The 12,974-nt window shown below is 40.1% G+C and carries 14 protein-coding genes; 7 read left to right on the top strand and 7 right to left on the bottom strand.

The window, feature by feature from the left end; all coding sequences use genetic code 11:
- Positions 1 to 4 precede the first annotated feature (4 nt).
- The 3 genes from NSU11_RS03180 to NSU11_RS03170 form a co-directional block, all read right to left on the bottom strand.
- A complete protein-coding gene (locus NSU11_RS03180) occupies positions 5 to 1,090 on the bottom strand; it encodes a DUF58 domain-containing protein (protein WP_254968481.1) in 1,086 nt (361 codons plus the stop codon).
- Between the two features lie 101 nt (positions 1,091 to 1,191).
- Positions 1,192 to 2,154: a MoxR family ATPase gene (locus tag NSU11_RS03175; protein WP_149125935.1), complete on the bottom strand. Its 963-nt coding sequence runs from the start codon at positions 2,152 to 2,154 to the stop codon at positions 1,192 to 1,194.
- 102 nt (positions 2,155 to 2,256) lie between these two features.
- Positions 2,257 to 3,156: a cation diffusion facilitator family transporter gene (locus tag NSU11_RS03170; protein WP_024424483.1), complete on the bottom strand. Its 900-nt coding sequence runs from the start codon at positions 3,154 to 3,156 to the stop codon at positions 2,257 to 2,259.
- Positions 3,157 to 3,639: 483 nt separating this feature from the next.
- On the opposite strand from NSU11_RS03170, the gene gabP reads away from it, so the two are divergent.
- The 3 genes from gabP to NSU11_RS03155 all read left to right on the top strand — a co-directional run bounded on the left by gabP (position 3,640) and on the right by NSU11_RS03155 (position 7,302).
- Positions 3,640 to 5,028 carry a GABA permease gene (gene gabP, locus NSU11_RS03165; protein WP_039176895.1) on the top strand — a complete coding sequence of 463 codons (1,389 nt, stop codon included), beginning with the start codon at positions 3,640 to 3,642 and terminating at the stop codon, positions 5,026 to 5,028.
- 97 nt (positions 5,029 to 5,125) lie between these two features.
- Positions 5,126 to 6,658, top strand: coding sequence for a multicopper oxidase domain-containing protein (locus tag NSU11_RS03160; RefSeq protein WP_311165078.1), 1,533 nt, complete (start codon positions 5,126 to 5,128; stop codon positions 6,656 to 6,658).
- Positions 6,659 to 6,930: 272 nt separating this feature from the next.
- Positions 6,931 to 7,302: a carboxymuconolactone decarboxylase family protein gene (locus tag NSU11_RS03155; RefSeq protein WP_270125905.1), complete on the top strand. Its 372-nt coding sequence runs from the start codon at positions 6,931 to 6,933 to the stop codon at positions 7,300 to 7,302.
- A 214-nt stretch (positions 7,303 to 7,516) separates the two neighbouring features.
- Here the strand turns inward: NSU11_RS03155 and NSU11_RS03150 are convergent, their stop codons facing one another.
- On the bottom strand, positions 7,517 to 8,566 hold the full coding sequence (locus tag NSU11_RS03150) for a hypothetical protein (RefSeq protein ID WP_208945848.1): 1,050 nt from the start codon (positions 8,564 to 8,566) through the stop codon (positions 7,517 to 7,519).
- A 73-nt stretch (positions 8,567 to 8,639) separates the two neighbouring features.
- A complete protein-coding gene (locus tag NSU11_RS03145; protein WP_024424478.1) occupies positions 8,640 to 9,008 on the bottom strand; it encodes an RlpA-like double-psi beta-barrel domain-containing protein in 369 nt (122 codons plus the stop codon).
- Positions 9,009 to 9,217: 209 nt separating this feature from the next.
- Between NSU11_RS03145 and NSU11_RS03140 the strand changes: the two genes are divergently transcribed.
- The 3 genes from NSU11_RS03140 (at position 9,218) to NSU11_RS03130 (ending at position 10,973) form a co-directional block, all read left to right on the top strand.
- On the top strand, positions 9,218 to 9,892 hold the full coding sequence (locus NSU11_RS03140) for a hypothetical protein (RefSeq protein ID WP_024424477.1): 675 nt from the start codon (positions 9,218 to 9,220) through the stop codon (positions 9,890 to 9,892).
- Positions 9,893 to 10,016: 124 nt separating this feature from the next.
- The gene (locus NSU11_RS03135; protein ID WP_024424476.1) at positions 10,017 to 10,484 is read left to right on the top strand and encodes a hypothetical protein; all 468 of its coding nucleotides are present in this window, start codon (positions 10,017 to 10,019) and stop codon (positions 10,482 to 10,484) included.
- 138 nt (positions 10,485 to 10,622) lie between these two features.
- Positions 10,623 to 10,973, top strand: coding sequence for a DUF4064 domain-containing protein (locus NSU11_RS03130; RefSeq protein ID WP_024424475.1), 351 nt, complete (start codon positions 10,623 to 10,625; stop codon positions 10,971 to 10,973).
- A gap of 30 nt (positions 10,974 to 11,003) precedes the next feature.
- Here NSU11_RS03130 and NSU11_RS03125 read toward each other — a convergent pair whose 3' ends face one another.
- Positions 11,004 to 11,447, bottom strand: coding sequence for a hypothetical protein (locus NSU11_RS03125; protein WP_197172050.1), 444 nt, complete (start codon positions 11,445 to 11,447; stop codon positions 11,004 to 11,006).
- 236 nt (positions 11,448 to 11,683) lie between these two features.
- Here NSU11_RS03125 and NSU11_RS03120 point away from each other — a divergent pair, with 236 nt between their 5' ends.
- Entirely contained in the window at positions 11,684 to 12,220 is a 537-nt protein-coding gene (locus NSU11_RS03120) for a hypothetical protein (protein ID WP_024424473.1), read from the top strand.
- Positions 12,221 to 12,350: 130 nt separating this feature from the next.
- Here the strand turns inward: NSU11_RS03120 and NSU11_RS03115 are convergent, their stop codons facing one another.
- Complete coding sequence (locus NSU11_RS03115) at positions 12,351 to 12,956, bottom strand: FMN-binding negative transcriptional regulator (protein ID WP_024424472.1); 606 nt, start codon at positions 12,954 to 12,956, stop codon at positions 12,351 to 12,353.
- Positions 12,957 to 12,974 lie beyond the last annotated feature (18 nt).

Here is a 12,974-nt window from a genome sequence, read left to right as displayed (position 1 = left end):
TTTGTCACCTCACAGTTCTTTCGTGCAGCCGGTCTTCAAATAAAAGGGTGATGCGTATTCCAGAGGCCTTGAGCCGGTCTACAAGCTGTTTTTCTTTTGTCGTGAAATGGTCAACGGCTTTCTTCACTAAAAGCACGGTGATGTTCTTTCTGTTTCGATTTCCAAAGAGACTTGCCTCAAGCTCCTCCTGCAGCTGACCCGTGACGACATATTTTCCTGAGTGCTGGTACTCACTCGCTGCTAACGGTTTATATTCTAGTGCGCGGGAAGGCTGATGCTGCACCCTTGTTAAATAATAAAGCATGTCCTGTAAATGAAGTTCTCCTTGATCGACTCGAAAGGCATGTTGATCTCCTAGAGGGACAAGACCTGACGGCACTCCTTTTTTCACAGCCGTTTGAAGAACAGATGCCGCAATAGAGACGACTGTTTCAAAAACAGCTTGATCAGTAAAATCAGCAAACACAACAAGGTCCTTTGCTTGATTCTGTTCAAATTCCTTCGTCATCAGCTGGCCTCTTCTGGCCGTCGTCTTCCAGTCCACCCAAGCAAAACGGTCTCCTTGCTGATATTCCCGTACACCTGTTGTCACATGGGCCGGTTCATTGAACCACGAGTGAACCGCTTTGCCTCCATTTTCACTCACTGACTCAGCAGGCTCTACAGGGATATCCAGCACTTTTGGGTAGACAAGCAGCTTTTTCTCTAACGGAATGATGATTTCTTTTTCAACAAACCCAAACATATCACCCGTTTTGATTCTAACCGCTGTCAAATGATGCTCTCCTCGCATGACATCATTCAATTGATAGGAAAATCGCCAAGTTTTCCGAAACCAAGGAAAAAGCATTTGCTTCATTTCAATCTGTTCCTGTAAGTGAAAGGTATTTGGCGGAGCATCCTCTATCATGACGTAAACGTACGGAAATGGATGTGTCCGCTTGATTTCAAGATCAACGGACAGCACATCCCCCGCCTTTAAGCTTGTTTGCTGTATTGTCCTCTTGGCTGTCGCGCGAAGCGGCACAAGTGCAAACAGCAAAGCATACAAAGCATATGGTAAAAATGCATAAAAAAGGAACCAACTCACAAACCCTCCCTGAAACATGGCATAACAAAAGGCTGCCGCAGTGAGAATGATGAGCATCATCACCCTTAACCATAATGAAATTGCTACACGATGACGTGACTTCATTGAGTCATCGACTTTTGAACTGGCACGCCAATTTGCTCAAGCATTTGCCGCAGCAGTGTCTCCGCCTTCTTCCCTTCATATGTCGCTTCTGATGTCAAAATCATACGATGCGGTAATGTATAAGTCGCCAAATACTGTACATCATCAGGAATCACATAATCGCGCTGATTCAAAAGTGCATACGCCTGTGCCGCTTTCATCAAGGCGATCGATCCCCTTGGACTCACACCTAGATAAACAGCTGGGTGTTTACGCGTCGCTTGAGCAATTTCAACAATATATTCTTTAATGGATGCATCCACATGAATAGTCTGAACAGCCTGCTGCAACGCATGGATATGTTCCTTTGTCATGACAGCTTGGAGCGTATCAATCGGGGATTGTTTCTCCTGCAAGTTGAGCACCTCCAGCTCCTCGAGCATGGTCGGATATCCCATCTGCAGTTTGAATAAAAACCGGTCCATTTGCGCTTCTGGCAGCGGATAAGTCCCTTCATATTCCACTGGGTTTTGTGTCGCCATGACGAAAAAAGGATCCGCAAGCGGCATCGTTTCTCCGTCCACTGTGACACTGCCTTCCTCCATCGCTTCAAGCAATGCTGATTGTGTTTTAGGAGAAGTCCGGTTGATCTCATCAGCTAAAATAATCTGCCCCATGATCGGTCCTTGCCTAAATTCAAATTCATTCGTCTTTTTATTGTAAATCGACACGCCTGTTACATCTGAAGGCAAAAGGTCAGGAGTGAATTGGATTCTCTTAAACTCACAGCCAATGGATTTTGCCAAAGCACGAACCATCATCGTCTTCCCTACACCAGGCACATCCTCGAGCAGCACATGCCCCTTCGCCAAAATCGCTACAAGGCTTAATATCGCAATGTCTTTTTTCCCAACCATGACTTTATTGATGTTATCTACGATTTTTTGTAAATCTGAATGCATCGGTTCATCAAATGCCATCCTGATCCTCCTATCACGTTTCTGTCAAATTTCATATAGTCTAACTTTACCATACAACGCGCATTTGCATATAACATCAGCACGTATAAAAAAGAAGCCTTCTCACGATGGGAAAGACTTCTTCTCTTCTTTTGACTTACTTGCTGGCTCCATATGAACATGAGAGTGTAAAATATCATGCTCCTGCTTCATTCTTCGTTCAATTTCATCTGCAATATCATGGCTTTCTGCTATGTTCAAGTTAGGCTCGACCTCAACCACTACATCCACATGGACTGTACTTCCAAGATAACGCGCTTTTATATCCTTTAAATCGCCTACTCCTGGTGTTGCTTCAATGGTCTCTTTATATTTAGACATATCTTTGATATGAAAACCGTCTGTTAACGAATGAGAGGCATCTCTGAAAATCTCCCACGCAGTTTTACAAATAATTAAGCCAATGACAAAGGCTGCTAGCGTATCAATCCATGCCAGCTGAAATTGAGAGGCCATAATTCCTACAAATGTTCCAATACTTACATACGCATCTGATTTATTATCAGCAGCTGCCGCATGGAGAGCCTGGCTATTAATTCGTTTGGACAGATTGCGGTTATAAATATACACACCGTACATCACAACAGCACTTCCTGCTGCTGTCCAAGCCGCGATCAAATCCGGCGTTTGATGCTCAGATGAGAAGAGCGACTGGCCTGCACTCAGCAAAACTTGAAGTCCAACAAGCATCATGATAAAGGAAGCCACAAGAGACGCAATATTTTCCGCTCTAAAATGACCATACGGATGATCTTCATCAGGCGGCTTTTGAGAAATACGCAGCCCAATCAACACAGCAAGGGATGCAATAATATCCGTCGTGTTATTCAATCCATCTGCTGAAAGAGCCTCTGAATGAAACACATACCCAATAATGAGTTTGACCGCAGATAAGATCACATAGGCAATGATGCTGACCCAAGCACCTGTTTCACCTTGTCTTAATTCGTTATAGCGCTCCATGTTGAACCGCGCCTCCTCACACATCACTTTTCTATTATTTATCTTACAAAGCAAAGCCCGTGTGGGTCTACAGCAACATGATTCGCTTATGTCAGCAAAATAGGATAAATAGAAATGTGTTGACCTAAGTAAACTTATTTTTACAAGGTCAAATGACCTCAAGACCTACTCCCATCAACCTTTTTCCAATTCTCTTCGAAATGGACATATCGTCAAATCACTCTTCTCTGGTAAATTATCAGAATAATTTTATTTTGAGACACAACTTCCCTCCTTCCTTTTTTATGCTATTTTTAAAAATAAACAGAGGGAAAAGAGGGAACATAATCTCTCAAATCCTTTCTACTTTTTAACATCATGTTAAGAGGTTTGAAATGTCAGTTTGATAACCTGTCCAATGCTGAATGACAATTCAGTATGATAAAATTTAAAATATTCTAAAAACAAATTCTCTATTCATGAGAAATGTTTGGAGGTAAAGAAATGTCCAACATGACAAACGGTCTTCAAAAAAACCTTAAAACAAGACATATTTCGATGATTTCCATTGCTGGGGTCATTGGGGCAGGGCTATTTGTTGGTAGTGGTGCTGTCATTCATTCTGCAGGGCCTGGATCCATTCTTTCCTATTCTTTTGCCGGACTTCTGGTGATCTTTATTATGAGAATGCTTGGAGAAATGGCATGTGCCTATCCGACAAGCGGTTCTTTCTCACAATATGCGAGCGATGCCATCGGTCCATGGGCCGGGTTTACAATCGGCTGGCTTTACTGGTTCTTCTGGGTGATCGTCATCGCCATCGAAGCCATTGCCGGTGCTGCCATTATTCAATATTGGTATGGAGATGCACCTGTTTGGCTCACAAGTCTTATCCTCACAATCCTCTTAACATTAACAAATATCTTTTCTGTTAAATCTTTTGGCGAATTTGAATATTGGTTTTCATTGATTAAAGTCGTCAGCATCATTCTCTTTCTACTCATTGGTTTTGCATTTATCTTTGGTTTTGGCGGTCATCATACTTCAGGTCTTGCCAATCTAACAGGGAACGGCGGTTTCCTTCCAAATGGATTCAGCTCTGTGTTACTCGGAATCGTTGTCGTCATCTTTTCCTTCATGGGAACGGAGATTGTGGCCATAGCGGCTGGTGAATCAGCAGACCCAGTCAAATCTGTGACGACAGCCACACGCTCTGTTGTATGGCGTATTATCGTATTCTATGTCGGATCAATTGCTGTCGTTGTCACCTTACTTCCGTGGAATTCCGCAAGCATTTTAACAAGCCCGTTCGTTGCGGTATTAGAATACATCGGTGTTCCATCAGCCGCTCAAGTCATGAACGTTATTGTCTTAACAGCTGTTCTATCTTGTTTAAACTCCGGATTGTACACAACGTCCAGAATGCTTTATTCATTAGCAGAAAGAGGCGAAGCGCCGAAACGCTTTATGAAAATCAGCAAACGTGGTGTTCCTGTAGCGGCTACAGTCGCAGGTACCTTCTTTTCCTACATTGCTGTCATGATGAACTATTTTTATCCTGAAACCATCTTTTTGTTCTTAGTCAATGCATCTGGAGCCATTGCCCTTCTTGTCTACTTGGTCATCGCCGTTTCACAATTAAGAATGCGCCGTAAAATCGAAAAAGAAAATCCAGAACAGCTCAAAATCAAAATGTGGCTGTTCCCATACCTCACGTACTTTACCATTTTGGTCATTTGCGCCATCTTGGCATCGATGCTGTTTATCGAATCCATGCGGCCACAGCTCATTTTGACGAGTATCATTACCTTTAGCGTACTGGCTGCTTATTTTATCTTTAAACCGAATAAAAAAGTGCCTGCAAATGCGGCGCTTGAAAATAAACACCCGTAATTCTCCCGCTGAAAAGCGGGTTTTTTTATTTTATTCACCTATTTGGATGTCCGCACTTATACTGTATCAAATTGTATTTAAGTGAGGATTAGTCAACATGAACCTAGAAAAATTTGTTGACGAGCTTCCAATTCCAGAAGTCGCGGAGCCCGTCAAAAAGAACCCAAGACAAACGTATTATGAAATTGCTATGGAGGAGGTATTCTTAAAAGTTCATAGAGACCTGCCCCCAACCAAGCTATGGACCTATAATGGCAGTTTGCCTGGTCCAACCATTAAAGCCAATCGAAATGAAAAGGTCAAAGTGAAATGGATGAACAAATTGCCATTAAAACATTTCCTCCCTGTCGATCACACCATTCATCCTGGGCATCACGATGAACCAGAGGTCAAAACAGTCGTTCATCTGCATGGCGGTGTCACACCAGCAAGCAGTGACGGCTATCCAGAAGCCTGGTTTTCACGGGACTTTGAAGCAACCGGCCCCTTCTTTGAAAGAGAGACTTACGTATACCCAAATCATCAGCAAGCCTGCACATTGTGGTATCACGATCATGCGATGGCATTGACACGACTAAATGTGTACGCCGGTTTAGCTGGGTTTTATTTAATCTCAGATGCATTTGAAAAGTCCTTAGAGCTTCCGAAAGATGACTATGACATTCCTTTAATGATTATGGACCGTACATTTCAGGAGGATGGCTCACTGTTTTATCCTAGCAGACCAAACAACACGCCAGAAGACAGTGACATACCAGATCCATCCATCGTGCCCTTTTTTTGTGGAGAAACAATCTTAGTCAATGGAAAAGTATGGCCGTATTTAGAAGTAGAGCCGCGAAAATACCGTTTTCGTATTTTAAATGCGTCCAATACTAGAACTTATGAGCTGCATCTAGATAACGACGCTACAATCATGCAAATTGGTTCCGATGGGGGATTTTTGCCAAGACCCGTTCGCCATCAATCATTTAGCATCGCGCCTGCTGAACGTTTCGATGTCATCATCGACTTTTCAGCTTACGAAAACAAAACGATCACTCTCAAAAATACAGCCGGCTGCGGACAGGATGTGAACCCTGAAACAGATGCGAACATTATGCAATTCAAAGTCACACGTCCACTAAAAGGGAGAGTACCTAAGACATTACGTCCGATTTTCAAACCGCTGCCACCGCTTCGGCCAAGTAGAGCTGATAGAGAGCGTACACTCACACTTACCGGCACACAGGATAAATACGGCCGCCCTATCCTATTGCTCGATAACCATTTTTGGAATGATCCTGTCACGGAAAATCCTCGTCTTGGCAGTCTAGAGGTATGGTCTATCGTCAATCCAACCAGGGGTACACACCCTATTCATTTGCACCTTGTTCAATTTAGGGTTTTAGACAGAAGACCATTTGATACAGAAGTCTATCAATCGACAGGAGAAATCGTATATACAGGACCAAACGAAGCGCCTCCTTTACATGAACAAGGCTACAAGGACACCATTCAGGCGCATGCAGGTGAAGTCATTCGGATCGTTGCTCGATTTGTTCCATACAGCGGCCGGTATGTGTGGCATTGTCATATTTTAGAACATGAAGATTATGACATGATGAGGCCGATGGATATCATTCAGTAAAAATGAAACCACTCTTCCACTAAATGCGTAGAACTTATGAAACTGCTGATTACAAAGGGGCTAACGGACATCCATTCATTAGCCCTTTTATGATCCATTTCAAAATGGAAAAATAAATTGCATGAATCATTCCTTTGAGGAGCATTCCATACTTAAAATGTTGACGCAGCAACCGATAATACTACTATATACCCATTACATCTATCAAAAGGCACTTAAGCCATAATGAACGAACAAATGGAAAATTGCGATAAAAAACGGAGGAGTTCAATTTGAATGAAGAAAAAGAGACTTGCCAGGTCAAACAAGAAACAGCGGCAGGTAACAGAGAGAAGCTTTCAATTTATGAAAACGAGAGCATTCGGTCAAACATTGAACAACTAACCATTGAACTCAGTGAACAAAAAGAATTCAATCACTTCATATTAGATGAAAAACAAAAGGCCATCAGCACATTATCTTCCCTCATCACAAAAGGCAATTGTGATGAAGAGTTAAAGACTCATTTTGAACAAGCATTACATATGGGACTTTCTGTTATAGAGATTATGGAGATTATTAAACACTGTACAAAGGTTGCTGGCTTCCCTCACTCCATTAATGCCCTGTTTATCTTTCAAAACTTATTAGATGAAAACAAATAAAACAGAGAAAACGAGATGTCATCAGTCCTCTCGTTTTTTTATGTTCACTCATATTACTCTTTTTCTTTTCCTCTGTCACATAAGCAAAATATGAAAATAGCCCTCGTATCACTGCTTAAAAATTGATTTTCCATCTATAAATCCACCATTTCTCCAGCATTTCAAGTGACAAAATAAAAAAACGTCCAGTTATATAAATAACTGAACGTTTCCTTTATCGATTGACAGTGAAATTGTTAACAATTCCGCCATCCTTCTCCCAAGCGGCTTCCACCGTTTTCTTCTTCATATTGTATTCAAAAATCGTTCTTACCTTCGCCTTTCGTCCGGTGTCATCCTTTAATTCTTCTGCGTTTTTTGCAACACCTAAGAAATAAACAGACGACCCGTCAGTAGAAAATTGCGGCTGTGCAGCACTTAAAATATGAACATCCTGGCTGTTTTTAACGAGTGTCGTCGTTTTTCCAGTTTCTACATCAAGCAACTTAATCGAGGATATTTCTTTTTCTTTACGAACCTTTACTTCTGTATAAATCAATTTCTTATGATCTGGAGAAAATGAAATATCATTGATCGTTTGTGAGATACGTGCAATGCGTTTTCCCTTCTCACCTGTTTGAAGGGTGATTTTCATGGTTGTTGGTTCAGGATCTCTGCCCTTTTCATTCGCTTCATCGGTTTTTTGATAATCTTCTTTTAAAGAATAATGCTGGATCGCCAAATCATTTGAAGTCGGATCATATGCAAATGAACTCACCGTATCATCCTTGCTTTTTTCCGGATACAGCTCTTTCATTTTGTGTGTTTTCAAATCAAAAGATGCGACATAAAATTGCTCTCCAGAATCCTTGTTATACCTTAGAAATAACTTCTTTCCGTCACCAGACAGCCTCATACTGTCGATAGAATCGTCACTCGTAAACAGTGTTTTTTCTTCGTCAGATTTCACATTTAATTCCCGAATACTCACCTTTTGCGTGTCTTCATCCGTATACGTGTAATATAAAACTTGTTTCGTAGAATCATAAGCAATCGAAGGATATGCTGTCAGTTTCTCCGTATGAAGCGCCCGATCATGCAAGTAATAAGTATTGTTTAACTTTTGATCTGTAAATGAAACGAGCAATTCGTCTTTTGCATCTTGATTTGTTTTGACTTTCCCTGTATGTTTCGCCTCTTGCCCAGGCTTCATCATGAAGAAAATAACTGCCGCAATCACTGCGACGCCAATGACTGTGATGATCCACCATGTTGATTTTTTCATTGCCTTTCAGACCCTCTCTACAAGAAAAGAAGCCAGAAAATGAACTTTTCCCGCTTCTTTGCATGCCTATGTATTAATAAGTGTAATGCCCTTTTACGACACCTTTACTTGTTTTATACCCAAGTGCTTTGAATGCTTTTGGACTTACGTCTAGTACAGCATTTGGCATTCTGCCTACATCATATTTATATACTGTAATCACTTTATGTGGTTTCGCTTTTGTTGTCACTCTTAGTTTTGTACCTTTTTTCGGTACGTCAAAGCCCATTTTAGTTGCTGCATCCCAATGACCGAGTTTTTTTCCATCTGCGCCTTTTTTGCCGACACCATTATACCAAGTAATATTGCCGCTTACTTTTTTTGCACTTGCTCCATGTGAGAAACTGAATGCTAAAAATAAACTAGCTACTGTTACGATTGTCGTGATAAGCTTTTTATTCATTAAGAAATCCTCCGTTTTTGGTTTCTGCACTCATTATACATGAAGATGAACCCAGTTATTTTACAGACACATTACAATTCAAATACAAGTTGACCACTTTATGACCGATAAAGTTCATAAATACTACCATAAACAGTCAGAACATGGTAAGCAGCCCCCCTCTTTCATTTTATATAATAAAAGTGAATCAAATTTAAGGGGGAATTTTCATGAAAAAGTGTTTCACCGTTTTGATTGTAAGTTTGGCCTTCGTTTTGATGTTTTCAAGTCTTCCTGCCTCAGCGGCTAGTCCTCGTCACGGCGCCATTGTGACGCAAACAGATGAAGCCAAATGGTCAGGTATCTCTGCTGATATTGTCCTTCCGAAAACAGCCACCATTAAAAACGGCTATGCGGACTGGTATCTCGGTCTCGGCTCTGCTGTAGTAGAGAGCGGTATTTCAAAAACGTCTTCTGGCTATAAAGTTTTTCTAGGCAGCGGCTCACAAGGCGGCAGTAAATACTGGAACAGCGAATACGATACAAGTATTAAAGATGGCGCACGTGTCAACTTAAAGCTCATCAACAATGGTGATGGTACGGTGTCACTATATGTCAATGGGAAACTGCGCTATAAGCAGCCTGTTTACAACCCTAGCCGTCTGAAAAACCTTGATGTTGTCAAAATGGTACATGGCGTACAGGATAATGGAACAAACAGCTATTCACAAGCAAGCTTTTCGAATGTACAGCTTCGTGCAAATACATCAGGAAGTGTCTATAAAAATTGGGACGGGTCAATCAAATCGTCACTTTTACGTAAAAATTTAGAATCCGGTGCCGCAGCTCCTAAATTCACCGTCATTTCTTCTATCCCATTAAGTACAAGCCTTTCAGCACAATAAGAAAAAAGCACCCTCCATTGGGTGCTTTTTATTGTTCACAGCTTATCAACACTTCTCTTTTAATCAAAACAACGATTCGTGGTAACATAAACATACAACATTCGACGAAAAAAGGAGAACGAACGTGAAAAAAAGTCTACTTGTTTTCATGAGTCTAGTTGCAAGTCTCTCCATTCTAGCAGCTTGCTCAAATACGACAAAAGAACAAAAACCAGAATCTAAGGCACTTCCAACGATTAATGAACGCATTCAAAAGGAAACGAAAGAAGTGATGGAACAGTCTAAACTCATCAAAGACACTGACATCACCGTTGATCAAAAGAAAAAAGTCATTTCTTTAAACGTAACGGCTTCCTCTGATACCAATAGTGATTACGCTGAAGTCATCGGTTTAAACTTTGCAAAAACGCTGGCCATTGGAGCATCAACTGAAAAAGAAAACAATCTTCATAAACCGGAAAATGACAGCCTCGGCGCCCTCTATTCCTTTTATGACCTAAACATCACCGTGAAACAAGAAAACGGTAAGGTACTCGCAAAAGGAAAGAAAACAACAAATGAAACAAAAATCACTTGGGAAAGAGCCCAATAATTGGACAAGAAAATCCTTTATGGATTTTCTTGTTTTTTTTAACAAAACTATTAACTTTATGAAAAGAATGCCGATTAGTAAGATTGTGTTGGTTCTTAAGTACCAATAATTCTTATTTACATATCGGAGGAAAGTATTATGAAAAGAACGACAGAATTTGTTTTAGGTTTAATTGGAGGTATTTTCGGATTTTTCGGCGCAATGTTCGCTCTTGCTTTCGGAGGAATCGATGCGGCATTTAGCGATTCAGGCACAAGTGAAATTACGGGATTAGGCTGGGCAGCAATGCTTTTCTCTATTCTTGCCATTGTCGCATCTGTCATCGTAAAGAAAAAAGCAAAGCTTGGTGGAATTTTATTATTAGTATCTGCTGTTGGTGGCATTATTTCTATTTCTATGTTCTTCATCCTACCAGCTGTATTAATCATCATTGCAGGTTGCATGGGCGTGTTTAGAAAAGAGCCTGTCGTCAATAACACAACTGCATAAGAATAGAGAATAAAGCTTGTAGAGATTTCTCTACAAGCCTTTTCTCTCTACTATTTGTAATTCATATTGAATGGAATTGACTAACTCTATTATGTTTTCATCTGTCCAAAGATCCAACATAAATAATATATCATTCACCATGTGTGACAAATCTTCCTTGCTCATCAATTCTTCTTTGTAAGCAGGGACAACAAAGAAATAGAGTAGATCAGCCAATTCAAGAACGACACGTACATCTTTTTCATCCATGATGGCTTTATGCAAAGAATGAATCAGCCATTTGAGGTCTTCATAATTTTCAATAGGAACATACATCAATTGGTGTATTTCATCGGTATCCCGCCCCCATAGAATCCTCTCAGCAGATTCCTTTGAAAGAGCCCCAACTGTATTTGAAGATATATTCAGAAACAAGAATTCATGTTGATCCTCTCTATTTACCGTCTTGATTGACGAACCATCCATCTCAATCACTCCCAATCCCTTATAATAATTCTATTATAAGGAAATTCAAGTTCGTTTTAAGTCACAAGAAGTGGATTTTATGTAATTTTAAGCTAACTGGTTTATAAAAAAACACTTAAAAACAATTATTTTCTATTTTTATCATTTTTTGTTGATTCGAAAGTGCTTTTATCCTATTATAATAGTCATGGTCAATGTATAAGCACAAGACGCTTATATAAATTAAACAAAAGGGGATTTTCATTTTGAAGAAATTCTATGCTTTATTTTTAGCTTTAGGGCTAACATTTACACTGGCTGCTTGCGGCTCAACAGAAGATGTGTCTACAGGTGCATCTAAAGAAAAAGAGTCTACAAGCACAAAAACACAATCAAAAAACAAAAAAGACGATGGTTCAAAGAAAATAAATGCGAGCAAACACAAAACAACGGCTCAAGGAATGAAAGTAAACCTTGGCGAGATTAAAATTATGAAGGATAGAATCAATGTTGGAATGAATATCGAAAATACGACAGATAAAGTTCTAAACTTCTATCCAGATCAAGGAAAAGTTGTAGCTGGAAGCATGCAATTAGATGCGAATATGTTTATGACTGACGGTGATATTGGTGGCGAAGTTGAAGGTGGCGTTAAACAGGATGGTGTTATTCAATTCTTAGCTCCTGAAGGCAAAGAGATCAACATTAAAAACATCAAAGAATTAAAACTGAAATTTGGAGATGTCACAACTGACGATTACATGAATAGTAAAGACGTGACATTCACAGTTAAAGTAAAATAAACTTTCACTCATTCCCTTGAATGATGAGGGCTTTTTTTATCACCACTAAAAAACACTTTCCTAGAAGAAAGTGTTTTTGTTTATAAGTAACGTTTCATTCTTTTTATTAACTAATCTTTCGAGAAGTCTCTTAAATGGAACTCTTTTTCATCTCCTCAGCCATTTCCACTTCATCCTCTGCTTCCAGGTGTTCAATGATGCGGATATAATCCCTTTCGTGGCGATTTTGGCTTAATTTAAAAGCAGCCTGAACTTCATCAATGATGATCTTAAAGCCTACAATGCCTTTCATTTGCTTCTCTAACAGTTCCTCAGACAACGTCTCCCATAGCACCGGCTGTTCTCTGTGACTTTCGTATGTCTCCAGCATTGTGGTTAATTCCTTAACCAGTTCCGATTTTTCAAGCAGTTCCGCCTTTCCATAAACATGAACAGCCTGATAATTCCATGTTGGTACTGCTTCTTTTTCATACCATGAAGAAGATATGTAGGCATGCGGCCCTTGAAAGATGACGAGCACCTTTTCATTTTCTTCAAAGGTTTTCCATTGAGGATTCCCAATCGCCATATGCCCCGAGATCACATACGAATCTCCAACTTGATGAAAACTCACTGGAATATGTGTCGCAATGGGCTTTTCATTCATTGTCGTCACAACTGTAGCAAATGAATGAGATTGAATAAATGATTTGATTTTCTCCATATCTTTCACTCGAAAAAATGATGGGATATGCATGTACCCTTCCTCCTTTTT

The sequence above is a fragment of the Bacillus sp. FSL R5-0712 genome, assembly GCF_038593285.1.
GTDB classification, from domain to species: Bacteria; Bacillota; Bacilli; order Bacillales; family Bacillaceae; genus Bacillus; species Bacillus safensis.
The sequence above is the reverse complement of the archived record's forward strand: the minus strand, read 5'-3'. Positions and strand labels throughout refer to the sequence as shown.

Coding starts and splice junctions, on each gene's coding strand:
- NSU11_RS03175 (WP_149125935.1), bottom strand. CDS start 2,154: ATGGCATTTGATGAACCGATGCATTCAGATTTACAAAAAATCGTAGAT.
- NSU11_RS03170 (WP_024424483.1), bottom strand. CDS start 3,156: ATGGAGCGCTATAACGAATTAAGACAAGGTGAAACAGGTGCTTGGGTC.
- gabP (WP_039176895.1), top strand. CDS start 3,640: ATGTCCAACATGACAAACGGTCTTCAAAAAAACCTTAAAACAAGACAT.
- NSU11_RS03160 (WP_311165078.1), top strand. CDS start 5,126: ATGAACCTAGAAAAATTTGTTGACGAGCTTCCAATTCCAGAAGTCGCG.
- NSU11_RS03150 (WP_208945848.1), bottom strand. CDS start 8,566: ATGAAAAAATCAACATGGTGGATCATCACAGTCATTGGCGTCGCAGTG.
- NSU11_RS03145 (WP_024424478.1), bottom strand. CDS start 9,008: ATGAATAAAAAGCTTATCACGACAATCGTAACAGTAGCTAGTTTATTT.
- NSU11_RS03140 (WP_024424477.1), top strand. CDS start 9,218: ATGAAAAAGTGTTTCACCGTTTTGATTGTAAGTTTGGCCTTCGTTTTG.
- NSU11_RS03130 (WP_024424475.1), top strand. CDS start 10,623: ATGAAAAGAACGACAGAATTTGTTTTAGGTTTAATTGGAGGTATTTTC.
- NSU11_RS03115 (WP_024424472.1), bottom strand. CDS start 12,956: ATGCATATCCCATCATTTTTTCGAGTGAAAGATATGGAGAAAATCAAA.